Origin of the sequence: Pseudomonas sp. BF-R-01 (genome assembly GCF_019946615.1) — a bacterium.
Lineage (GTDB): Bacteria > Pseudomonadota > Gammaproteobacteria > Pseudomonadales > Pseudomonadaceae > Aquipseudomonas > Aquipseudomonas migulae.
Window position 1 is genome coordinate 24106 of the sequence record NZ_JAGYFX010000021.1, and the last position, 20843, is coordinate 44948.

General features: G+C 55.6%; 22 protein-coding genes and 1 pseudogene. 13 read left to right on the forward strand and 10 right to left on the reverse strand.

Annotated features, from left to right (window positions below; genetic code table 11):
- Window positions 1–66 precede the first annotated feature (66 nt).
- A complete protein-coding gene (locus tag KGB27_RS10730) occupies window positions 67–309 on the forward strand; it encodes a hypothetical protein (protein ID WP_223554350.1) in 243 nt (80 codons plus the stop codon).
- A gap of 90 nt (window positions 310–399) precedes the next feature.
- On the opposite strand, the pseudogene KGB27_RS10735 reads toward KGB27_RS10730, so the two are convergent.
- Window positions 400–495 (reverse strand): annotated as a pseudogene (locus tag KGB27_RS10735) (type II toxin-antitoxin system RelE/ParE family toxin); the annotation flags it as partial.
- Between the two features lie 151 nt (window positions 496–646).
- Between KGB27_RS10735 and KGB27_RS10740 the strand changes: the two are divergent.
- Window positions 647–1615 (forward strand): HNH endonuclease signature motif containing protein, encoded by a 969-nt coding sequence (locus KGB27_RS10740; protein WP_223554353.1) that lies wholly within the window; start codon window positions 647–649, stop codon window positions 1613–1615.
- A gap of 230 nt (window positions 1616–1845) precedes the next feature.
- Here KGB27_RS10740 and KGB27_RS10745 read toward each other — a convergent pair whose 3' ends face one another.
- Complete coding sequence (locus KGB27_RS10745; protein WP_223554356.1) at window positions 1846–2487, reverse strand: DUF6988 family protein; 642 nt, start codon at window positions 2485–2487, stop codon at window positions 1846–1848.
- A gap of 106 nt (window positions 2488–2593) precedes the next feature.
- Window positions 2594–3565, reverse strand: coding sequence for a hypothetical protein (locus KGB27_RS10750; RefSeq protein WP_223554358.1), 972 nt, complete (start codon window positions 3563–3565; stop codon window positions 2594–2596).
- Between the two features lie 156 nt (window positions 3566–3721).
- Here KGB27_RS10750 and KGB27_RS10755 point away from each other — a divergent pair, with 156 nt between their 5' ends.
- The gene (locus KGB27_RS10755; RefSeq protein WP_223554361.1) at window positions 3722–4210 is read left to right on the forward strand and encodes a hypothetical protein; all 489 of its coding nucleotides are present in this window, start codon (window positions 3722–3724) and stop codon (window positions 4208–4210) included.
- Window positions 4211–4508: 298 nt separating this feature from the next.
- On the opposite strand, the gene KGB27_RS10760 is transcribed toward KGB27_RS10755, so the two are convergent.
- The 7 genes from KGB27_RS10760 to KGB27_RS10790 all read right to left on the reverse strand — a co-directional run bounded on the left by KGB27_RS10760 (window position 4509) and on the right by KGB27_RS10790 (window position 10867).
- Window positions 4509–5309, reverse strand: coding sequence for a hypothetical protein (locus KGB27_RS10760; RefSeq protein ID WP_223554363.1), 801 nt, complete (start codon window positions 5307–5309; stop codon window positions 4509–4511).
- Entirely contained in the window at window positions 5306–7861 is a 2556-nt protein-coding gene (locus KGB27_RS10765; protein ID WP_223554366.1) for a TraM recognition domain-containing protein, read from the reverse strand. The genes KGB27_RS10760 and KGB27_RS10765 overlap by 4 nt, the downstream gene beginning before the upstream one ends.
- Window positions 7862–7937: 76 nt before the next feature.
- Window positions 7938–8429, reverse strand: a complete 492-nt coding sequence (locus KGB27_RS10770) for a hypothetical protein (RefSeq protein WP_223554368.1) — start codon at window positions 8427–8429, stop codon at window positions 7938–7940.
- Window positions 8429–8788 (reverse strand): hypothetical protein, encoded by a 360-nt coding sequence (locus KGB27_RS10775; protein ID WP_223554371.1) that lies wholly within the window; start codon window positions 8786–8788, stop codon window positions 8429–8431. Before KGB27_RS10775 ends, KGB27_RS10770 begins: the two co-directional genes overlap by 1 nt.
- Window positions 8789–8817: 29 nt before the next feature.
- Window positions 8818–9486: a hypothetical protein gene (locus KGB27_RS10780; RefSeq protein WP_223554373.1), complete on the reverse strand. Its 669-nt coding sequence runs from the start codon at window positions 9484–9486 to the stop codon at window positions 8818–8820.
- Window positions 9479–10294: a hypothetical protein gene (locus KGB27_RS10785; protein ID WP_223554376.1), complete on the reverse strand. Its 816-nt coding sequence runs from the start codon at window positions 10292–10294 to the stop codon at window positions 9479–9481. Before KGB27_RS10785 ends, KGB27_RS10780 begins: the two co-directional genes overlap by 8 nt.
- 39 nt (window positions 10295–10333) lie before the next feature.
- Window positions 10334–10867, reverse strand: coding sequence for a hypothetical protein (locus tag KGB27_RS10790; protein WP_223554378.1), 534 nt, complete (start codon window positions 10865–10867; stop codon window positions 10334–10336).
- 342 nt (window positions 10868–11209) lie between these two features.
- Here KGB27_RS10790 and KGB27_RS10795 point away from each other — a divergent pair, with 342 nt between their 5' ends.
- The 10 genes from KGB27_RS10795 (at window position 11210) to KGB27_RS10840 (ending at window position 20843) form a co-directional block, all read left to right on the forward strand.
- Window positions 11210–11647 (forward strand): hypothetical protein, encoded by a 438-nt coding sequence (locus KGB27_RS10795; protein ID WP_223554381.1) that lies wholly within the window; start codon window positions 11210–11212, stop codon window positions 11645–11647.
- A complete protein-coding gene (locus tag KGB27_RS10800; RefSeq protein WP_223554384.1) occupies window positions 11644–16563 on the forward strand; it encodes an AAA family ATPase in 4920 nt (1639 codons plus the stop codon). The genes KGB27_RS10795 and KGB27_RS10800 overlap by 4 nt, the downstream gene beginning before the upstream one ends.
- Window positions 16563–17000 carry a hypothetical protein gene (locus KGB27_RS10805; protein ID WP_223554387.1) on the forward strand — a complete coding sequence of 146 codons (438 nt, stop codon included), beginning with the start codon at window positions 16563–16565 and terminating at the stop codon, window positions 16998–17000. The genes KGB27_RS10800 and KGB27_RS10805 overlap by 1 nt, the downstream gene beginning before the upstream one ends.
- Entirely contained in the window at window positions 16993–17202 is a 210-nt protein-coding gene (locus KGB27_RS10810; RefSeq protein ID WP_223554389.1) for a hypothetical protein, read from the forward strand. Before KGB27_RS10805 ends, KGB27_RS10810 begins: the two co-directional genes overlap by 8 nt.
- A gap of 474 nt (window positions 17203–17676) precedes the next feature.
- The gene (locus tag KGB27_RS10815; RefSeq protein ID WP_223554391.1) at window positions 17677–18060 is read left to right on the forward strand and encodes a C2H2-type zinc finger protein; all 384 of its coding nucleotides are present in this window, start codon (window positions 17677–17679) and stop codon (window positions 18058–18060) included.
- 282 nt (window positions 18061–18342) lie between these two features.
- The gene (locus tag KGB27_RS10820) at window positions 18343–18765 is read left to right on the forward strand and encodes a hypothetical protein (protein ID WP_223554393.1); all 423 of its coding nucleotides are present in this window, start codon (window positions 18343–18345) and stop codon (window positions 18763–18765) included.
- 108 nt (window positions 18766–18873) lie between these two features.
- On the forward strand, window positions 18874–19422 hold the full coding sequence (locus tag KGB27_RS10825; RefSeq protein ID WP_223554396.1) for a hypothetical protein: 549 nt from the start codon (window positions 18874–18876) through the stop codon (window positions 19420–19422).
- Between the two features lie 86 nt (window positions 19423–19508).
- Window positions 19509–19727 (forward strand): hypothetical protein, encoded by a 219-nt coding sequence (locus KGB27_RS10830; RefSeq protein WP_223554399.1) that lies wholly within the window; start codon window positions 19509–19511, stop codon window positions 19725–19727.
- A gap of 115 nt (window positions 19728–19842) precedes the next feature.
- The gene (locus KGB27_RS10835; protein ID WP_223554402.1) at window positions 19843–20097 is read left to right on the forward strand and encodes a hypothetical protein; all 255 of its coding nucleotides are present in this window, start codon (window positions 19843–19845) and stop codon (window positions 20095–20097) included.
- Window positions 20098–20111: 14 nt separating this feature from the next.
- Entirely contained in the window at window positions 20112–20843 is a 732-nt protein-coding gene (locus KGB27_RS10840) for a hypothetical protein (RefSeq protein ID WP_223554405.1), read from the forward strand.

The window sequence follows — 20843 nt, forward strand, 5'->3', positions numbered from 1 at the left end:
GTGGCCTATACTGAATCGTTCAATGTGTTCGCAACCAACGAGTAGCACTGAAAGGAATCCCCCGACATGGCCGATATCGAGACCCCCTCCGAACAGCTTGAAGCGCGTATTACCGAGCTGAAAGCGCAGTATCAGCGGTTGCAGGATGATTACGACGATGAAGTTCTTTTGTGCACGGGTCTGCTGCGCGCCCTGGCCAATGCAGACTATGGCTTCTGTGAGACGCTGGTTAAGCACGCCGACTGCTCGGCTGAGCGCAAGGCCGACGCACTGCAATACATCGCCGATGCGCGTGCTGGGTATGACTGAGCGGACTATCGGTTATGCCGAGATAAAGGAAATTTAGAACATTTGCACTATAGATAATTGTTTTTGAATCGTTTTCGTCGTGTCATCCAACTACCGATCCTCACGGGTGTGCCACAGGCACAGCAGGTAGATCGTGGAATCCACCATCTCGTAATGGCCGATCTGAGTTCGGCGCACATCCGGCGGCAGAGTCGCCGGCCGGAAGACGGGAAGTACCGACCACTCCGAAAGCTATAAGTGATAACTACTCTAAAAACAGCTGGTTACGAACCAAATGAGTGAAGTTTCCCTTTGTCTCGGCATGGCTTCGTCATAGATCAACAGCAGGAGTGTCAAAATGTCGAAAGGAGATCGCCTTTTCCGGGGGCCTGAAAGTCATGCTGCGGAAAAACTATCCAGGGATGCACTAGCGCCATTCCTGAATGATCGAGGCTACATTGTCATTGCCGACAAGCGAATTCAAACGGGCGTGGCCACTCAGCAGTTCATCAGTATCCGCACTCCTGATGGCCAGGTGCTGAGCATGCGCGTCCGACTGTGCTGGCGGCGCGATGGACGAAATCCCAACGAGAAGAAATACGCAGCGGCTCAGTTGGCAGCGCACCTGCGGCAAGGTGGATGGGATGCGACGCTGGAGCACATTACATCGCGAGATACGAAGCGCGGGCTCACTCACAATTTGCTCGTGCAGCGTGACGAAGGCGCCGTTATCTTTGCCGCGCTCATTCCTATCGAAAGCCTCCATTCCATCTGGAACCGTCAGCGCGAGGTCAGCGATGACCTGCAACGCCGTGAGTTGAAGGGGCGGGCCAAGAAGAATCACGCTCAGAACGGCACCAGCCCGACTCTGTGGTTACAGGATGACCGGACACCTGACGGACACGAGGTGGCCGATGCACTGTGGCAGTGGCCGGGTGTGATCGATTTAGCCAAGCTCACTCCCCATGTAGTGGAGTCGGTAGTGGTCGACGATACCTACGACGACTGCCCGGCTCCGGACTACTCGACTCTGGGTCGGGATGAAGGCGAGCGCGTGCCCGTGCTTCGCTCGGAGGTTCGTCGCGATCCTCACGTACGTCGAGCTGTACTCGAAAGGGCCAGGTTTGCGTGCGAGCGTGAGGATTGTGGCAAGCGCCGGGACTTCCCTGGCTTCCTGGATGTTCATCACATCTTAGGGGCCGAGAAGTCAGACCGTGTACACAATTGTGTGGCCCTGTGCCCGTGCTGTCACCGCGAAGCGCATTATGCGCCGTACGCCGATGACCTCAACAAGCAGCTACTTGCATATGCCAAGAGGTTCTGCTGAACCACTCCGCAGTGTGAGGGACCATGCCATGGTGCTCGGCGATTACGAGTTTGGGGAGCAACGGAACAGAAAGTGCACTTAAGCCCTACCTGCGCAGTTCCGTGCCTTCGATTACGCCCGAGGGCAGGGCCACAGCCTGGAGGATGGAAGTTTCGGCCGCTAGGGCTGCCCGAAAATCCTTAGCGTACGATTTTTTCCGAATTCTTGTATCTGGGTTAACGGCATATCGTTTACACCTGTGGGGCCAAGGGGTTAAGCGGCGGCAGGCAGTCCTTAAACTTTGTCTGGATGACTCGCATCGGGTTGATGCAGCAATCATTGCCGGTGAGGATCGCCGCGAGCGTGCCGGTCATGGTCATCAAGCCGTTGGAGTTCTGCAGGACTTGCAGTACGAGTTGGGCTGGATAGCCCTCTAGGTGCCGACGCAGCGGGTGAATGCCGCTGTGCACATAAGAATTCATCGTCGACCAGGAAATGTCTTTGAACTGGACCAACATGGATGAGGCCCCAACCGGAGCCTTCTTCACGATAGCCTCTATCATCTCCCCAACCTGGGGGAGTTTATTGGCTACCCGCGCGCTTTCTTCTGTCAGCGGTGCCATGAGCTTTTGGATGGCCACGTCACTCGCAGCGTACAGCATCCACATCGCCCTGGTGAGAGCTTCAAACTGGAGGCGTAGCGCCGACATCGCGGTGGTCGGACTGCCATGCTCGAACAGGATGCGTAGTGCCTGAGCGTGTTCTAGGGCGACTCCACAGGCAACCATCGAAGCCTCAAACCGCTCGCTAGGATGTGTGGGGACGTCTTCGAGCAGTCGCAGGATCTCGTCCTGTAGATCAGCCGAGCGGGTGAGCATTTCCTCAAGTGACATATCGGACTTCCCTGATGCGGTATTGGAGGAATTCGAGGTTGAGGTAATCCAGCCCCACACCATTGAGGGACTGATCTGAATTGATGAGAGTCGGTCAACTCGCAGGTTAAGGAAGACGAGTAGCCAACTGCCAAGTGGCCTCCATCTCTTTCATCGCTTTGTTCTTTTGGAGTTGGAGGCGCTCATGCGCTGCGTGGACAAGCACTCTCACCTCCTCAAAGCGTGCAGCAGCCGACGTAAGTGCTTTGCAGGGGCCCATGTTGGGTATGACATCTCCAGGTTTGACGGTTGACGTGCCAAGGCAGTTACCATTGAAGGGCATCATTCGGATATTGAGAGATGCCTCTTCCCGGGTCATATTCTCAATTGCCGTATCGATCGAGTCTCCGGTATTCCGGATCGCGGGCTCGGAGGCGGAGACTTGCGCCAATGCAGCCTCGGCCTGAGATCTCTGCGCACCGTTAAGACGCTGCGCAAAACGCAGCCTGTCACTGATATCGTTGCTTGCGCGAGTGAAGTAAGAAATGAAGCGGGGCGTATCGTCGATTTGCTTTCTGGCCCTCTCCACATACGCATTCAGCGCCTCTTCGAGAGCCAGCGCGGACCGGTCCAAGGTTTCGACCTGATCAGCCCGTAACTTCTCAGTTTTGATCGACTGGCCGGCCTGTGCCAACCTTTCAGCTTCAGTATTGAAGTCTGCGACACTGCCGCGCGCGAAATGAGCGCTGGCTACCGCGCCGGCGCTGCCGACTAGATTTAGCTCCAATGCTGATGCGGTGACAGTTCCACTGAGATTCCGACTGATTGGGAGACCGGCCAGGGACACAGTGAGGGTCAGACTCTCACCATCAACGACTCCACTTACGTTTGCCATCGACGTTTCTATCCCTCCACCGCTTTTGAGAGCTATGTGCTGTAGGGTTCCTACGATCTTTCCGTCCTGGGCCTGAGTAAGTTGCAAGAGCTCAGCGCTTGATGAGTCTTTGGCCACGTAACTACCTGAAATTGAGCGGTCAAAGCACGCCGAAAGAGATATCAAAATGGACATGATCACTAGAATGCGTACCGGGCTTCCCATTCCACTCCCTCCCCCTAGACAAAACCAGTATAGGGGCTGCTGGAGCAGCCTCAAGGCGTACGATTTTTTCTTAGAGTACGATTTTTTCCGAATTCTGTAGGAACCCCACCTAGCTTGTAGTCATTGTCAACCTTGTGAAACTCTAAGGTCGTTACCATGATCCCACCTCACTTATCTGATCTCGTAGTAGATCACATAGTTAACACCGTGCCCGTTTTGCAGATCGGCCGTGATCGAATGGTCTACTACCCGGGCTCTGCTTTCGCCGGCTTGGCCTGCAACGCCTACCCGCAATCCTGGAGAGCCTGGGCATCGAAAGAACCCAGTGGTTCACTTTGGTTCGCGATCCACCTTGATGCGATCGGAATTTACTGGGAAGTTGACTATGTTGCATGGGCGAAAGGCTGCGCTTTCGTCTCTACCCCCGAGCATCGATTCTATTGGGCGCACGGCAAACCCGGGCTGGCTGAGAGGGTGCTGCGCCCCTTGTATCTGGACTGGATGCTTCAAGGTGCTCTTGCGGCTGAGTACGGGCCTGATTATTTACCAGGGTTAGCCGGCGACCCAGTGCTCCTGGACGAGTACAGCGAGTACCAGGAGCAAATGGTCCAGCTACTGAGCAGATTCGCAATCGAGGCGCGATAGGTTGAGCAAGCATTGACGACAACCGCGAATATCCTTAGATTGAATCCTGTAGCCGAGGGAAACGAGGGCGAAAGCCTCCACCCGCGGACATATGAAAGTGCTTAACGAAGAAACCACCTCACGGTGGTTTTTTCGTTTCTAGCGCCGAATTTACCAGCAATCCTTCAAAGCCTCCCTCTGGTGCGCAGGGACATGCCCCGCCCCGGCGCTCACCGTTTTCCCTTCTGGGCTCGGCCCGCGCAGCGGGCATAAAGATCCCGGCCGAGGCCGGGATCCTTTAAGGCGCGAGTCGACAAGACTACCAGTCCAGGACCTGGACCTTGCCAGGCACACCAGTGGGCACCGCGCGCGGCTTCGCCGCCGGCGCGGGTGCTGAAGATTCCAGCGGCATGAGCGGCGCGGGTGCTGCTGGCGTGGCCGGCACAGAGCGAGAAGCTGCCGGCTTCGGCGGGGACGCGGGATCTTCCAGCTCCCGCGCCTCAGTTTTTGAGCCCGTGGCTGTTTTGCTTTGGGTAATCAGCAGTAGCTCACGGTTGATTTTGTCCAGATAGCTAATGCCTTCCTGGATCTTGGCGTTTTCAGTTTGATAATGCTCATCCAGTTTCGGACTGGTGCCAGTCGCAATCCAGCTGTCGCGATCTAGGTCGATGAAGGCCTCGAACGCGACGGGATCAATTCCCTGGAGCGGCTTGTACGGTGGTGGATACCGGCGCAGCATTTCGGCAACGGCTGGATCCTTATCTATGTCCGCCAGCAGCCGCTGGAAACGCTCCTGCAGCGCATCACGCTCGGTACTGATCTGTGTCTGCATGGCCGTCAGGCGCTTCTGCAGTCCGGCGACTTTAGCCGTTGCGATACGCTTTTCCTTGGCCAGGCGTTCCGCCTCGGCTTTCTCCGCAGCCGCTACGCGAGCAGCTTCTTCGCGGATCCCCTGGGTAACGTGGCCCGCGCCGGCTGCAACGGCGATGCAGAGTGCAGCGACGCCGATAGCTTTCAGGAAGCGCCCCGCCTTGTCGTGTAGGGGCTCGCCGGTGATAACAGCGCTGACCTGGAGCAGCTCGCCGTGCTGGGCGAGGAGATGAGCGGAAGAGTTTTTCATGCTGCCACCTCCTCAGCGGCCAGTACGGTTTTCGTTTCGCTCGGGAATGCAAACATGGGATTGAGCCGGATCTGGGCGCGACGAATAGTCCCGCAGCGGTTGACCGACGCGAGCGCGGTGAATTTATTCATCGTCAGCGACCGGATCTCATCGGGCGACACGAGCGGGATTTCACCAATCTTGACGCTGCCCGCAGGTCTCTCGCGGCGAATTGCGGCCGGCAGCTGCTGCCATGCCTGTTCAGCGCCCAGTTTTTTCGCTAGCTCAGAGACAGTGCTGATTGCCTGGCCGACATGGCTATACGAGCGGCCAACTTTGATCATTTCGTCGGATGTCTGCGCTCTGGCGGCCAGAGTACCTGTCGAATAACCACCAGCATTGGCCCCATACAGATTTGCCGTGGCTACCGGGTCGGTGGTGTTGGCCGCGACTTCGGAGAAAACGACGCGAGGCGCAGCGCCAAGGCGCTGAGATACATAATCGAGGGTCATTTCAGAACCGACTTGCATGCTCACAACAGAGCGGAACTGATCGAGCAACATGATCGTCGCCTGTTCGTCCTGGAGTGCGACCTGGAGGCCGTCGAGGCCTTGAGTGGAGTACAACGCGCACAGACCGAGCGAGCGAGCCTTCGGAAGGATGGCAAGCTCCTCATGCGACACCAGATCTTGCGCCTCGTCGACAACCAGCAGAACGGGCTGTTGGCCTTCGGCTTTCCAACCATCGCCGCGGCGTTTGATCGCCGAGTAAAAGCGGCGCTTGGCAAGGGCAGAGATGGCAACACCTGTTTGAGTATCAGGCAGAGCCAAGCCGAGCATAGCGCCGTATAGGCAATCCTCGATTTCCACACCATCAACAGTGTCAGCCCAGGCACCGAGCTCCTGATCGTTGATCAGCGTGCCCAACCAGGTTTCCAGGTTGAGTTCAATCGACGAGCGTGTTTCGTTCGCCTTCTCCATGTGGCGAGTCATGAAAGCGCTGTAGGCGCGACGAAGATGACCGGGCAGAAGATCGAAGCACTTGCTGTTTTCCTCGATGATTTGCTTGGCACGATCACGACTGCCTGGCTCAAACGCCAATTTGTAGATCGCCCCAAGGGTCCAGGGCCACTCGGCCGGCTCGATGGCATTCATCATCGCCAGCACTTTAGATGCGCTGCGCAGCAATTCCCTGGCAAATTGTTCCCATTCACTTCCGCCTACATCGCCGGAATTGCTTTTTTCCGAACTGAATAGCTGGAAAAGAGTTTCGGCAACTTCATCCGGTTGCAAACCCTGGATAGGATTGAACGGGGCATTTTCAGGGCTGATCACTTGGAAGCCAGGCAGACCTACCAACTCGGTTGGCAGTTGACCTTTACCATCCAGGACAAGCAGGCCGCCCGCTTTTGCAGCCTGCCACTGCCAGACCACTGGACGGATCACTGCAGCAGTTTTGCCTGTACCAGTCAGACCTAGGACGAGCAGATGCGTTGACAGATCGGCAATGCTCAACCCGAAGGGCATGCCGGCTTGGGCTGGGCTGTACGGATCACGGCGCTCGGCAAATAGATCAGTTGCTGTGCCTAAAGTGATGAAGGTCGAATTCTCGGCCATCGCTCGCTCGATCTGCTCATCTAGGGCGCGATCGAAATCAGCAAATTTGCTCTTTCCTTCTTGCTCTATCAGCTTGGGAAAGGCCGATACAGCCAGCGCTTCACGGGCGGCGGCGGCACGGGTTTTCGGGATCGATGCCAGATCGACGATACAAAGGAAAGACCATACCGCCGTGGCACCCGCGGCGACCGGCGCGATAAACCAGCTCAACGAGTCGGCGGCAACGAACAGGCCGGCCAGAAGAATTGCGATACCAGCGACAGCCATCGGTACAGATTCGTCCTCCAACGCTTTGCGCAGATATGAAACGGACAGATCATCCGGGACGATCTGGCCATCCACCGGATTGCCGTCGCGGTCATACGTCCAAGCGCGATACAAGCCAACCAGGTCAGCCGGCGCTTGGGGGGGCGTCACGCGCAGAAGGACCCGGGCACCGAACTCTTTCACATCCTTGATTTCATCCTCGGTCAGCAGCGCGCCGGCCGGAACCATAGCCCGCCAGGCAGACGGCGTAAGACCGAGTGAAATGCTGAACACATACCCCCCGGCTATTGCGATGCACAGGCCTGCAGCCGTAGATCCCCACTGCCAGGCGAGGCTGGATCCGTTGCGACCCAGGAGGTAGGCAGTGGCAGATACCAGCACGAGAGCCCCGACGCTGAGCGCAAAATTCCGGGCGCGTAGGCGCTTCTGGAGTCGAGCGCCCGCATGGAATGCAGCGCGGCTATAGAAGGCGCGGCGCGTAAGCGACGCACGATCCGATGGGAGGGCCTCGATCACATCATCGTGGAGGATCTGATTGGCCGGCCAACCGCGAGTATCCGCGCTCAGTTGTGGGCCAAGCGCTATGCGAATGGCCTGTGTACGGCGCTCGCGCCAGGCGCGTTTTGCTGCTTCAGGATCTGTGACCCAAAGAAGCAGATTTTCCATGTAATTAGGGAATTGCGTTACCATACAATTTCTTCCTTTCGTGGGTTTTTCCTGCCGCGAAACCGGCTCACCTGAGTTGCCGCTCAGGTGAGCCACCCTTTCACTGCGCTTGCTTAGTTGCGTTCGCCGCCGCAGCAATTTGAGCGCTCTCGATTACCAACGCCCGCGATGCATCAGCAATTTTTGCTCGGGTGTCCGCATTGCGGACCCGTTGCTCAAAATGACGCAATTGCGGCATCCGGCCAGTTGTTTCTGTCTGAATCAGGTCCGATTTCATTGCGTCTAGAAAACTGTTCAGGCTCGGATAAAACTTGAGGCTGCTGACGTCAGGTGGAGTGCCAGTTGCTAAGGCCAGACGAAGAGCGCGATTCTCCGTTTCGAGTAGTGCGATTCTCAGATCAGCGGCGATTAACCCAACATGCATTGCCGCTTGTCCGGACTGCCTCAGGTCATACAATCCCAGCATGTCGTCACGAGACTGAAACTGAGGCTCGCTCAATCCAGGAAGGCAATCTTCCAGAGGACAAGCGCCCACTTGGCCGGTGAAGATTGCGACCAGTGCCGATGCCGCAATGAGGGTTCTGTTATCCATCACATCGATCTCCCTTGCTTCGCTTCTTCCTGGGATTGTTCGTTTCCCTGGTGCATTTGCTTTTCCTGAGAGTTGACCTCGTTCATCTGCACCAACATGCGCTCACTGCGCTCGCGCAAGTGATTACCCTTATCGGCCTTGTCATGCTCTGATTGGCGCTGTTGGTGCTGTTTCTGGATCGCATCCATGTGCGGATCACGGGCCAGCTTGTCGAGGCCATCCATGTCGATGCCCACAACTGCTTTGAATTGCTCGCGCTCTTCGCGCTTGGCTTTGATCCAGGCCTCGGCGTCGTAGCCGAGAATCCGCGCCTGTTTCTTGCGGCCGCGGAAATCTTCATCGTCGCTATGGGTAGCCATGCGATTTCGCTCCTTCAGTGGTGTGCGGGTTAGCGCTGTTGGTAGTGTTGGGTGGGTTGCTTTAGGTACTGCTCAGCGGCCGGCACAAGTGTGGTCAGAGAGACAACAGCACCGATCACCAGGCACACGCAGCAGTCACGCAACCTGACGTTGGCCGAGTGCCTGCTCGCCTCCGCGAAGTCGTCGGCGAGCAGGCCGAACGATTTGTCCTTGTCCTCCTCGAAATATTTCATTCGTTGGGCCAGTGCATCGCATTTGATCCGCTCTGATTCCAGTAGGCCGCGCAGCTTGTTGCGTTCAGCAAGGAAGTTGGCCGAGCTTTCCCCCAACTGCGACATCGCCAGCTTGATCTTTGAGCTCAACTCATCGATGGCGATCTGAGCCGCTTCGTCCTGTACCTGGATCTTCGCATCGATGATCGAGTCAGACAGAACCTGTGCGATCGACTCGCGCAAGGCCGCTTTGAATTGCATGTCGTCTGCCGACCGCAGCAGGCGCTCGGGCAGGGCGTCCAGTTGCTCACTCAGTTGGGCTGCGCTCGTAAGCTGGCCAGACACAGCTTTGAGGCTTTCGGCCAGATCCGAGGCCTGAGCCAGAATTCCAGGGTAAGCGTCAGTGCCACGCAGCAGAACGTGGAGGCGGGTGGCCTCCTCGACCAGCTCATCAATCGAACGAATGGCGCCGCCGATGTCACTCATTGCGACCACCCAGCGCATAAAGCAGGTACGGCGCGATCAGCTGCTGTGAGGTAAACGATTTGCCGACCCCGCCCTTGGTCGAAACGACCATGATGCGCAGGCGATCAAGTTGACCGAGGATTTGATCGAGGCGTTTGAACACCACATTGATCATCTCGCGCACGGTTTTCGAGCCGGTCACGGCGCGCATCAGGCGGGTATTTAGCTTGGCGCGGTCGAGGTCACCAGCCTGCTCGGCCTCGATGATGATGTTGCGCAGCCTCTCGACGATTGCGTCACGCTCTTCGGAAATTTCCCACTGAGTCAGACCGAGGCGACGACTGCGGCCGTAACGCTCGATGCGGGGCATGACCAAGAGCTCGGTGCCGGTCTGTTCAGCCAAATCGAAAACTTCGGCAAACGTCTCGCGCAACGCCAAATCCTTCGTGTCCTGGGTACGGCTGGTGATGTCATTGAGCAAGATAGCAATCGGGGCTTGCTTATCGTATTCGCGGATCAGCTTGATGGTTTTGAAGGCGTTATCCACATCCTGCCCTTCGTCGCGCACGGGGATCAGAGTCAGATTAAAGTGCCGCAGTAGCATCTGCTCGCCGATAGCCGTGATGGTCTTGCTCGCAGTCTCATTGCCACCGATGTCCAGAACGAAACTGTCCAGCCCGCTGCCGTAGATCAAGTGTTCAATCGACGCGCCAGGGTCGCTACCGACCGGAAGTTGTTGCGGGTGGATCCGCGACGCAGTGAGCCACGACGAATCGAGGTTAAGGTCGTCCATCTCCACCAGGTGTGCAATTGCTGCTACTTTTGCCATTTTCTCTTCCTTCTTGCTCATGGGTTTTCCCGTTGATTTTTAGAGAAACTTTCGAGGGGTTGCCGCCCGCTCTAAGTCAAGGTTTTCTGCGGTTGAACCGCGCTCTTCGTTAACGTTCGGTACTTCTGCTGGTCGCTTATCGAAGGCTTCAGGGGTGTTCTTGCTGATGACTTCAGGGTGTAACTCACGCCCAAAATCAGGATCAGCTCCGGTCGTTCGTACGTTCGCCAGAAACTCTCGGTACTCGCGAGCCAGGAATTTCTGGATGAACTTGCGCAGGCTGTTGTAGCTAACAACGATTCCAGCCCTTTCCAGCATTTCCTGTTGTTGCGTGATCGGTGTTCCTAAGCGCGTTGCTTCGCGGAGGATTTCGATCCTCGGCAGCAAAGCTTTCGTGACGCTTCCCCTTACGTTCTTCTGCCCACTGCCAGATTCAGCGGCGGCCTTCATACGCTCCAGCTCGGCTTTCAATGCCGCCGTTTTCCGGTCGGCCTCTTCCTGCTGCATCCGCATCCACTCCAGCTGGTCCTGCTCATCACGGGCGCGTTCGGCGTCTGTGCGTCGGTCAAACATGGTATTCACCTATGGTCGCTGCGTTTGTTTAAAACTGCTTGCTAACTCTACCAAAGGTTCTGCTTCTAGTTGGCGGTTTGTTGCAAACAAGCTGCAAAGGTTGGCCGCTTGGGGTCTATGTTAGTTGCAAACTAGTGCGAGTCAAGCAAAACTTGCTTAAAGAGCTGAGAGATGCTTGTATATGTGCAGCTTTCGTTAACACTTCTGCACCCTTCGGGTGCTTCGCGTTAAGCCGAAATCCCTGCTGCGCAAGGCTTTCAGCTGGAAAAGCCAGAAAAGCAAAAGCAAGGTACGCCGACTTTAGTTGGCTCAAATGAGAAAGGCTCTCAGAAGGGAAAGGAAATGGCACGCAAGAAGGCCGGGGCGAAATCTTCGACTCAGTACCTGGAGGACGCTGCGGTTGAGCGCCTGGAACGGGTTGCCATTCGGCTTGGAGTTGCTCAAGGCCGCGTACTCGATGCCCTTTTTTCCGTCCGGACGGATGAGGAGATCGCGGGGTTCGTCGAGGCGCAGCTGTTCCGGATTGACCCATTGCGCCCGATTCCCGTCCTGCTCGATGGCGCAGTCGTGGCCTCAATGGCCGGCGCTATTACTCAATCCGTTTCTTCCCTTCTGGGCTCTGCTCTCCCGGATGTTGTGCTGGCGGTTTTGGCGAGCCAGGCGGAGCGTCGGCCGCACCTGCTGGCCGGCACTGTTGAGCCGATCCTTGATCTGCTCGTGCCGATGGTCCTGGACCGACTGATTGCCGAGCAGACAGGCTTGGAGATGTCTGAGCGATGAGTCACTACGGGATTTCGAACGCCAAAACGACAGCCGGGAATTTCTCGGCAAAAGCCAGCTACTTCGAGAAGAAGTTGAAGGAGCTAAAGGCGCTCCAGGATAAGCGTCTCACCTTGGGGGCTGACCGAGGCTTGGCCAATGAGGTGATGGCCGAGGAGCTGGCCCGCGTAGACGCTGAAATTGCCCGGGTTGTTGGCGAGGTCGAATCGAGTGTGCAGGGCACCGGACGTGAGGACTACTACCATAAGTCCGGCAATGACACGCTTGCCTCTAATGTTTCCGGCCCTCTTGGCAAGCACCTTGGCCTAGGCGATCGCCCTCAGGATGGTGACTACCTGGCCCTGTTCCGGGGTATCAATCCGCGCACTGGTGAATGTTTCCTGGGCGATAGTCGTCAGAAGCAAATCGATGAATCTATCGCCCGAGCCGAAGCCTTGGCCCGCGACAGGAAAGAGGGTAAATCAACCAGGGATCGGCTCAGTCTTAATGAGGCGGATACTCAGGCAGCAGAGCAAAAAAAGGAGAAGGACAAGGACCAGGTACTCGGTTTCTCCTCCTGTGTGTCGATGCAAAAGAGCCTCTCCCTCTACTGGGCAAAAGCCGATGAAGACACGCGCCGCGTCATCCAGGAATGCTGGATGCAGGCCGTCGACGACGCCATTCAGTATGAGCATGATAATGGGCGCATCCGCGGTCGCGAGAAGGCGCAGGGCGCTGAGTCCGTCCGCGGCGAATCTGTCGCGCTGACTTATCTGCATTGTACTGCCCGCCGCACACCGGGCGCGGAATTCCCCGATCCGCAGATTCACGCGCATGTCGAGCGTCCCAATTTCGTGATGCTCCCGGGTGGCAAGTTCACCACTCTGGATGCCGGCCACCTATACAAAACCCAGCGCGAATTCGGCGCGGTAGTTGATGTGTCCTTCTTCCAGCGAATCCAGGAGCGTCTGCCGCAACTGGCTTCTGCCACTGTGGTGGACTGGGCTGGTCACGGCCTGCGTCTCAACGATCGCAGTGTTTCTCGCCAGACAGTTGAGGAATTCTCGAAGCGAAGCCAGCAGATTAGTGCGGAGAAGAAGAACCTGGCCGTTTCTGGTCAGGGGGCTACCCAAGCGGTCGCCATGCGTAGCCGCGATGGCAAAGACGTTGCACTTGGTGAAGGGCTCGACCTGCATTGGCGGGAATCAATCCCGACCATAGAGCTTCATGTCTCGACAGAGGAGGAACGTAAGGCGCCGACTCTACTTGAAGTCCAGCAGATGCTTTTCCGCGGCGAGTCGGTTGTCGAGGAACATTCCATTGATGTCGTGGCAGCTCAACTTACAGTTGGGAGGGGAGGGATTAGCGCGATTGCTCAGAGGAAAGACCAGCTATTCAAGCAGCTCGGGTTGGTCGAAATCCCGCAGCAGCCCGATGAAAAGGGACGTGTGCCGGGCAAACGCTACACAACCAAAGAGATGATTTTGCTTGAGGCTGACTGCCTCAAAGCCGTCTATGCCGGAATGAACGACCCGCGATGGAAGCTTGATCGCGCTAGCGTGGATGAAGTTATCGCCCGCTACGAAGCTGAGAAACATAACAAGCAGAAGCCCGGAGAAAAGCCATTTTCGCTTACTGACGAACAGCGTAACGCCCTGTATGCGCTGACCGACGTAGGACAGTTCAGCTTCCTCAAGGGCGCGGCCGGGGTGGGTAAGTCCGCGACTCTGGCTCCGATGTTTCGAGCTTACAACGATGCCTTCAAAGCCGGAGGGCGCCGGATCATGGGCGTGGCACCTGGTAATAAGCAGGCGACCGAGCTTCAGGCATCGACCGGCATCCAATCGCAGACAGTCCATTCGCTCTTAATCAAGCACCAGGAAGCACTTGCAGCCAAGTCGACTGGTAAGCAGCACAAGGCTTCTAGCCTAATTCGATCGGGCGACATTATCGTTTGCGACGAAGCCGGGATGCTCGACACCTACACGATGCACAGCCTGGTTGTTGCATGTCATCAGGCGGGCGCCCGTCTGCTCTGTGCAGGCGATAGGAACCAGCATGGAGCAGTCGCAACGGCGAGCCTATTCGGGCTGATGCACGATGCCGTTGAAGACCGCGTAGCCCGGATTGAGACAATTGCCCGTCAGGTTCCCGAGTTCCGACCGATCGCGCAGGCCTTCTACGAAGGCAAGTCGGTGGAAGCGATTGCGATGATGGATGCAAAGGATCAGCTGCGAATCTTCCGGGATGGGGTGAACGAAGCTGACCAGCTCGTCCAGGAAGCGCTCACCGATATGAAAAATGGTCAGTCCGGTAAAGATGGAATTGTCCGTGAGCTTGGCTGGAAGGACGTGCTGATCTTGGCCGATACCAATGAGCAGGTCCGGTCGCTGAATGACAAGGTTCGAGAGGAGCGGTTCGCTCGCGGCGAACTTTCCCTTGATCCTGCGAGCAGGGTTACGATCGAAACAGAGGTTCTTGGGGGCCAGCTACTCTCCCTTGACGTGGGCATTGGCGATCGCTTGCTACTGCGCGAGAACGCCAAGGATGCTGAGAGCCAGCCGATCTTCAACGGTGATCTGGGAACCGTTCTTGCTTTTCGAAAAGTCACCCGGGATATCGACGGCGAGCGGATCGATGATATGGAGTTTACGGTCGCCCGCGACGATGGGAAGACCGTCAAAATCCTCACGAGTGAGTACCGTGCGCTACAGCATGGTTATGCCATGACCTCGACAAAGGCTCAGGGTATGACCGTCTCACAAACGTTCTACCTGCCAAGCCAAATGGCTTCGCTCCAGTCCCTCTATGTCTCCTATACCCGGGGTATTTATGGGGCCAAGGTTTACCTGAGTGAGGTGAACTGGGCCGATTTTAAGAAGGCAACCGAGCAGTACCGCTATAAGCCAAATGCCCTCGACCTAATGCCTCAGGTTCGCGAAGCGATCCGCTCAACCGTTCAGACAGGCCAGTCCCTTGCTCTCAAGGCCCAGACTCTCTCGGTTCTGGAGCGCTTACAGGGGAGCTTCGAACGCTTCCAGTTTTCCGAGCACACCCTGGCCTCTGAGCCAAGGGTGAGATCTGTCCAGGTACTACCCCCGGTCGACGACGAGATTGCTCTCGCAAAGGCGTTTGGACGGGGCATTGTTGATCTTCGAGAGGATGGCCAGGCCTGGCCCATCAAGAAAGCATCCGTCGCTGTTATCGCCCCCAATAATCCGCCGATCGGTGTTTCCGTACCTGTCTGGAAAAATCCAGGCACATCTGTACCCGCTGAAAACCGCCCCGACCTGGTTCAGAACCTCAAGGCAATTCAGCCGGCGCTGTTCACGCCAAAACTGAAAATCATAAATCCCGTGCCCCTGGAGATTAGCTATGTCCGACGAAATGATCCTGCCGGATCTGCCTCCTTTGCCACCCTCGGCCGTTACCCAAGAGTCGACGGAAAAGCTACTGCCTCCGGTGATGGAATTCCCCAATCCCGATCCCAATCCGTTGCCGGAAGCCTCGGCCGTTTCGAGCGCCGTGCCGGTGCCGACGGCGGTACAGCCGCAAACGCAAAAGAGTTCGCGCGTCCGATCGGCAACTTTGAAAGCCCTTCAGGACGAACCGCCGGAGACGGTTTGCGCACGCTGTCCTCATGCAATTTGGCAGCAAGTGCCGGAGGGAGACGTGAGGGTGTATTGCCTGGTAATGCACTCGCTGATCGACGAGCTGTTGGTGGAGTGCGACGGACGATTCCTAGTGCCGAAGTAATCGACCAGAGGGAGCATCGCAGGATGAATTTCGACAAAGCTGCCGACGCTCGCGAAGTCGCGGCCATGAAGCGGGACGTGGATCTGGTCGAATATGCGAATAGCCTCGGGATGGAGTACGACAAGAAGGCTTCGTACAAGGGGCACGCTGTTTTTCGTCACGCTGGCGGCAAGTACGACATCTATCAGGCCCCGGACGAAAATTGGGTCTGGCATAACCGCCACAGGAACCGCAGCGGCGATATTTTCAAGCTGTATCAAGAAGTGAAGGGCGGTAGTTTCGCTGAGGCGAAGGAAGATATTCGAGTTTTTAAGGGCAATTTACCAAGTTACGGTGCATCAGCTGACGAGCAAGCTCGCATTGATCGTGATCGACAGATCAAGCGACAAGCCAAAGAGCAGGCCCGAGCAGAAGAAATCAAAAAAGGCACCACTGATGCCTACCGCACATTTGGACTGATGTCGCGCCGCGACAACTATCTCGCCTCCGAGCGAGGAATCTCAGCCGAAGTCCTGGTCGAAACTCGCTGGAAGTCGAGCCGATACGGATCTGCCGTCTTTCCGCATATCAACTCTGAAGGCAAGTTCTCTGGCTTCGAGTACCGAGGTGTGGAGATGACCAGGGTTATGGGCGAAGAACATCGTAAGGAACATAAAGGCTTTTCGAAGGACACCGAAAAAGGCATCTACTTGGCCAACCCCAAGTGCCTGAACCCTACAGAGATTCGTTTTTCTGAGGGGGGCGTCGACACCCTGAGCGCGTACCAGCTTGCTAGCTTGGAAGAACGGCAGCGGGTCCTTTTCGTAGGTACTACTGGCGAACCGGGGCCGAACACTGAGGGAGCAATTACTGCTTTGGCCAAGAAGTACAACATCAAGCATTTCAGTACGGCCTATGACCGTGACCAAGGCGGCGATAACTTAACAGTGAAGCGTCACGCTCGACTCGCCGGCCAGTTCCCTGGCGCGCAGATCGAAGATGTTCGTGAGCGTATTGGTCTGATGCCTGGAGAAGATCCCAACGAGGCCCTGAAGCGTATCGAAGCGGTGAGCGCTAAGCGTAAAGTGCAGGACTGTGAAACTGCTCTGGCAGAACCGACAACAAGGCCGATTGCCCATCCAGAACCCCGACCTTCGTATGACGAAGATGAAGCAACTTATAGCCAAAGGAGATCGATCTAATGTATCGGGACCATGAGAAATTCCTTTGTCAGATCCAAGCTCTTGGCAAGCAGATGCGTGCTTTAGAGATCTCCAACCTGACGACCCAACTTGAAGTACTTCACGCTTCGCTTACTAACGAAAGCGCTGCTCCTTTCGTACTCATGTTAGCAATTGCTCAGCAGGTGTTGCCTATTAAAGAGGCGTATGTCGTTCCCCATCCGCTATCTGATGGGAAGCGCTGGGAAGGAAGTGGTGGTTGGCACCTTGTGCTGTTTTCGGAAAACGCCCCTGATGAGATCGGTTTACTCAATCTTCGTAATCGTCTTTTCGACTACGGCCCTCGCTCGGTAGCCAGTCGAGTCGGAGCCTTCAGCTATACCCATCATGCCGAACATCTAGGACAAGCGATGGCCATCGGCATTCAGATCCCCCTTTTGGAGTTACATCATGACTAAACGCTTGAGCTTCAGCCTCGATCTGAACGCAAATGACTTCGATGCTCTGCAGGCAGTGCTGACAAACCCGAGGGTAGTCGCAACCGCTGTTGCGCCAAACGATCCGTGGGAGCACTCACGCATTGTCGACGTGTTGGTGGAAATGGCTGAAAGTGTTGCCGCTGCAATGAAGCCAGCAGTGGATGCAGAATCGTCAGATTGAGTCGAGCCACAAAACCAGGGCTGATCCATGTCGCGGGTGACGTACCTATGCACGGTGCATAACTAGCTCAAGCGAATGACAAACTGGGTCCTTAACCCTCCCATAGCTATGCACGGTGCATAGCTCGCCAAGCTTGACTGGCATTCGGAATGGCAAGATTTGACCTGATGGCTGAGAGTGTCTAGCACGAAGCGGATGGCGGGGAGGAGCAACGCTCTCTCCAATTTTCCGTGAATACTGCGAAATCGCTAGTGGTAGGCTTTGCTGGAGGTCTGCTGCCAACTCTCTTTGGATCGATCCATACGCAGGCAGTCCGGCGTGCATTTGAACTTGCTCTGGCATAGTGATATCGACGACTCTTTCGTACGTTTGAATGTCATGAGTAAAGGAAAGCCCAAGCCTGGCCATAAAACCGCTGGGCCGAGGACGTAGAAGGATGCCAATTTCTGCGTCCATGAAAAAAGGAGCAGCATCTTGAGCGCTTCCACTTGCCGTATCTGCGGACTTCTCTATGTCCCATCCTTGGAGGAGGATCGTAAAGCACACGCAGCTATTCATAAAAAGTATGCGCGTGGCTCTCAGCCTCAAAAAGTACGCGATTTTTCAAAGGCTTTTGGCTGGGCTGTTGCTTTCAACGACGGCGGCCTTGAGCGAATGAATGGCGAGCATGATCCTGAACTTGGCAAGCTTGTTGTAGCTTTCTCCTGGTGGAGCCGTGCACTTGCGAATGGTGTTCCAGAGAAAGACTTCGACCGCTACATGGATGCCCACTTGGCATTTGCTGATTCGTTGGTAAGTGGTGTCGGCGTGGCCGCGGCCAGAACAACAATTCAAAAATGGGAGCGTTTCGCAGGGTAACTCCCGAAACGGGCGCGGTACATCGAAGTCCTATTGGCAAAGCTCCGATGAGCGCGAGCAGGAAAATCCGACCAGCCCCTTCGGGACTGCATTGGAAAGCGACCCGCGGTACCAAAAGCCCTGGCCATCGCTGGGGCCGAACCAGTAGAGAGATGCGGTTTTCGCGTCCACGAAACGGTGGAGGGTTAACACTTGATACCTATTTTTCAGACGCCGCGTGATGTTGCCCTGAAGCTTTTTAGAGAAGCTGGTCGCACTTGGACTGCATCTGACGTGCAATCGATGGCTGACCATCTTTTCAATTTCTGTGTGACCAACTCATCACTGCGGGACTGGGTACTTCAGTCTAGGGGGATAGTCAAAGATGACCCTGCGTTTGGTGCCTATCATAAGCAATGGCGTCAAAGGGCGAACGGCTACTTTGGAGAGTGTGCTGATATCGCCAATGCTTCGAAACATTTGGTGATCAAGAAGGCCGGAGTAGGTCAGGTGAGGGAAGAGTTGGTCGCTCTCGGGCCACATGGGGCGGTGGAGGGATCAAAAACTATACGGGACTCATTCGAGATCAGTCTAAGCGACGGAAGTACCATTGATTTGCTGATGTTCATTCACAAAATCTGCACTGAATGGGAATCTATTTTCAGCTCAGATACCGATTTGATGGCGCTGCCGTCTCATGGTGAGTTTTTGTTCACATGGTCGTGAGCTGAGGGAGGGGCACGTCCAGTTGCACGTCAAGCCCAGCCGTCAAACGTTGGGCCGAGGACGTAGAGGGGGAGTGATTTCTTCCCTAGGGACGAGCAGGATTAAACCGTGGATGGACTAACTTTCACCGTAGAAATAGCCAAGGCTCTGGCATGGCCTACAGCTGCGGTTTTGTTGGGTGCATTGTTTCGTAAGCAACTATCTGATCTCTCAAAGGCCATCACGAAAGGAAAATTCGGTAATCTAGAATTCGAGTTTGCCCGACGTGTTGCGGATGTAGCCGCATCCTTACCAGATTTGCAGTCTACAGCAGTGTCTTCCAGCACGATTGGACAGGCAGCGGCTAACCCCCGTGGAGCCATACTAGAGGCATGGTTAGCTGTGGAGGAGCAGGTTATAACCCTTGCTCTTACCCTTGGTCTGACGAACGCAACGGCTAGACGCTATCCACTTGGGTCGATCCAAGCTATCGCTAGATCTGGGCTGTTAAGCCCAAATCACGTACTGGCACTAAGCGAGCTTCAGCAGTTACGCAATCGTGCAACCCATGACCCTGATTTCTCGCCAGACCCTGACGCAGTAGTCAGCTATGTACAGCTGGCCAATGATCTGAATAATGAACTGAAAAAGCTCATGCCTTCAGCATCCGTTGCCTAGGAAATTTGGCTATCGTGGTTGCTGGCTGCTGCCAGTCAACAAGAAAAAACACCCAGTTCACAGCCTAATTCACGATGGAGACAAAAATGCAAAACCCCGAAGACAGGGTCAGAGAACTCATTCGTTCAATTGATGGGGCTCTTTTTAGCGATATATGCGACGAGGAGTGTGGAAGAGTTGCCGGATACCTGCTCGCCCTGGATGAATTCAATATCCTCTCGGATACGCGGCTTGACGAGTTAAAGCAAGAAGCAAGGGAAGCGGAAGAACGTCGCAGAAAATGGTTGAAAAAGAACGATCGTTGAATGCTCTGGGAGACATCACGGAAATGATCGCTGCACAACACCGGCCCTAAAGGGCCTTATGCAGTAGGAGAGGTGCGGATTTCAGCCCTCGGTATCGAGCAGGAAAAATCACCATATGACCAAGATGATCGACACCAAGCACAACACTGTCCTGACCAAAGCCTATGAGCAAATCCAAGCTATGGCTAAGGCGGTCGACAGCCATGATCTCGCCAAACTCTACGGAGTGGCATGTGGATATATTGAATCGCTTCGCGATTCGAAAATCCTTCCTCAATCTGGTTTCGAAAACATGATGGGGCAGTCTCTTGATGCTCATAATGAAATTGCCAAGCGCAATGGCTGGCTGGGTAAAAGCGAGTTGAAGTGATCGAGGAATTAAGCATGGACGCTACTGATGAGGTTTACCAGATTCTGCGGGACGCAAAAGTCCTTGCTCGGCGTTATTACCATCTGACTGGCAAGCCGCTGGGTGTTACTGGTGAGGTCGCAGAATATGAGGCAGCTCGAATCCTCAATCTTGAATTGGAGCTTGCAAGGCAAGCCGGGTATGACGCGACGGAAATAAGGGACGGGTTGACTGTCAGGATCCAAATCAAGGGCCGGTATTTCTCCAATCCTCGAATGGGAAACGGTCGGGTCGGGTCGATCGACTTAAAGCAGTGCTTCGATACGGTTCTCCTGGTACTGCTCGATGCCGAGTACAACGCCTTCCAAATATATGAAGCGGCTAGGCCTGCGGTTGAGGCGCTTCTGACTAAACCTGGATCAAAAGCTAGGAACGAGCGTGGGTCAGTCGGTATTAGCCAATTCAAAGCAATCAGTACACTGCGCTGGGAGCGAGTGCCAGCTGGGTTTAACAGCACAAATTTATTGGCGCCGGTGCCGGCCCCTCCTGATGAGTTGAAGATTCATCTTCGTGAACCAGCTAACAAGCTTGGGAGCGGTAAGTTAACTGAACGCGGTGTTGAGGTGTGTTATCGGTTGTTTGATGCCGGTAAAAGCAGGAATGCCGTTCGTACGGAAATGGAGATTAGCTTCGGCGCGGCAACTCATCGTTTTGAAGCTTGGAAAAAGGCTGGTGGACTTGATCGCAAGAAACAGCCCCTTGATTGA

Bases quoted from the DNA above. Each gene is read 5' to 3' on its own strand.
- KGB27_RS10820 (WP_223554393.1), top strand. From the start codon at position 18,343: ATGGCTGACCATCTTTTCAATTTCTGTGTGACCAACTCATCACTGCGG.
- KGB27_RS10745 (WP_223554356.1), bottom strand. From the start codon at position 2,487: ATGTCACTTGAGGAAATGCTCACCCGCTCGGCTGATCTACAGGACGAG.
- KGB27_RS10775 (WP_223554371.1), bottom strand. From the start codon at position 8,788: ATGGCTACCCATAGCGACGATGAAGATTTCCGCGGCCGCAAGAAACAG.
- KGB27_RS10770 (WP_223554368.1), bottom strand. From the start codon at position 8,429: ATGGATAACAGAACCCTCATTGCGGCATCGGCACTGGTCGCAATCTTC.
- KGB27_RS10740 (WP_223554353.1), top strand. From the start codon at position 647: ATGTCGAAAGGAGATCGCCTTTTCCGGGGGCCTGAAAGTCATGCTGCG.
- KGB27_RS10760 (WP_223554363.1), bottom strand. From the start codon at position 5,309: ATGAAAAACTCTTCCGCTCATCTCCTCGCCCAGCACGGCGAGCTGCTC.
- KGB27_RS10755 (WP_223554361.1), top strand. From the start codon at position 3,722: ATGATCCCACCTCACTTATCTGATCTCGTAGTAGATCACATAGTTAAC.
- KGB27_RS10765 (WP_223554366.1), bottom strand. From the start codon at position 7,861: ATGGTAACGCAATTCCCTAATTACATGGAAAATCTGCTTCTTTGGGTC.
- KGB27_RS10830 (WP_223554399.1), top strand. From the start codon at position 19,509: ATGCAAAACCCCGAAGACAGGGTCAGAGAACTCATTCGTTCAATTGAT.
- KGB27_RS10730 (WP_223554350.1), top strand. From the start codon at position 67: ATGGCCGATATCGAGACCCCCTCCGAACAGCTTGAAGCGCGTATTACC.
- KGB27_RS10780 (WP_223554373.1), bottom strand. From the start codon at position 9,486: ATGAGTGACATCGGCGGCGCCATTCGTTCGATTGATGAGCTGGTCGAG.
- KGB27_RS10750 (WP_223554358.1), bottom strand. From the start codon at position 3,565: ATGGGAAGCCCGGTACGCATTCTAGTGATCATGTCCATTTTGATATCT.
- KGB27_RS10800 (WP_223554384.1), top strand. From the start codon at position 11,644: ATGAGTCACTACGGGATTTCGAACGCCAAAACGACAGCCGGGAATTTC.
- KGB27_RS10795 (WP_223554381.1), top strand. From the start codon at position 11,210: ATGGCACGCAAGAAGGCCGGGGCGAAATCTTCGACTCAGTACCTGGAG.
- KGB27_RS10810 (WP_223554389.1), top strand. From the start codon at position 16,993: ATGACTAAACGCTTGAGCTTCAGCCTCGATCTGAACGCAAATGACTTC.
- KGB27_RS10835 (WP_223554402.1), top strand. From the start codon at position 19,843: ATGACCAAGATGATCGACACCAAGCACAACACTGTCCTGACCAAAGCC.
- KGB27_RS10785 (WP_223554376.1), bottom strand. From the start codon at position 10,294: ATGGCAAAAGTAGCAGCAATTGCACACCTGGTGGAGATGGACGACCTT.
- KGB27_RS10805 (WP_223554387.1), top strand. From the start codon at position 16,563: ATGTATCGGGACCATGAGAAATTCCTTTGTCAGATCCAAGCTCTTGGC.
- KGB27_RS10790 (WP_223554378.1), bottom strand. From the start codon at position 10,867: ATGTTTGACCGACGCACAGACGCCGAACGCGCCCGTGATGAGCAGGAC.
- KGB27_RS10840 (WP_223554405.1), top strand. From the start codon at position 20,112: ATGGACGCTACTGATGAGGTTTACCAGATTCTGCGGGACGCAAAAGTC.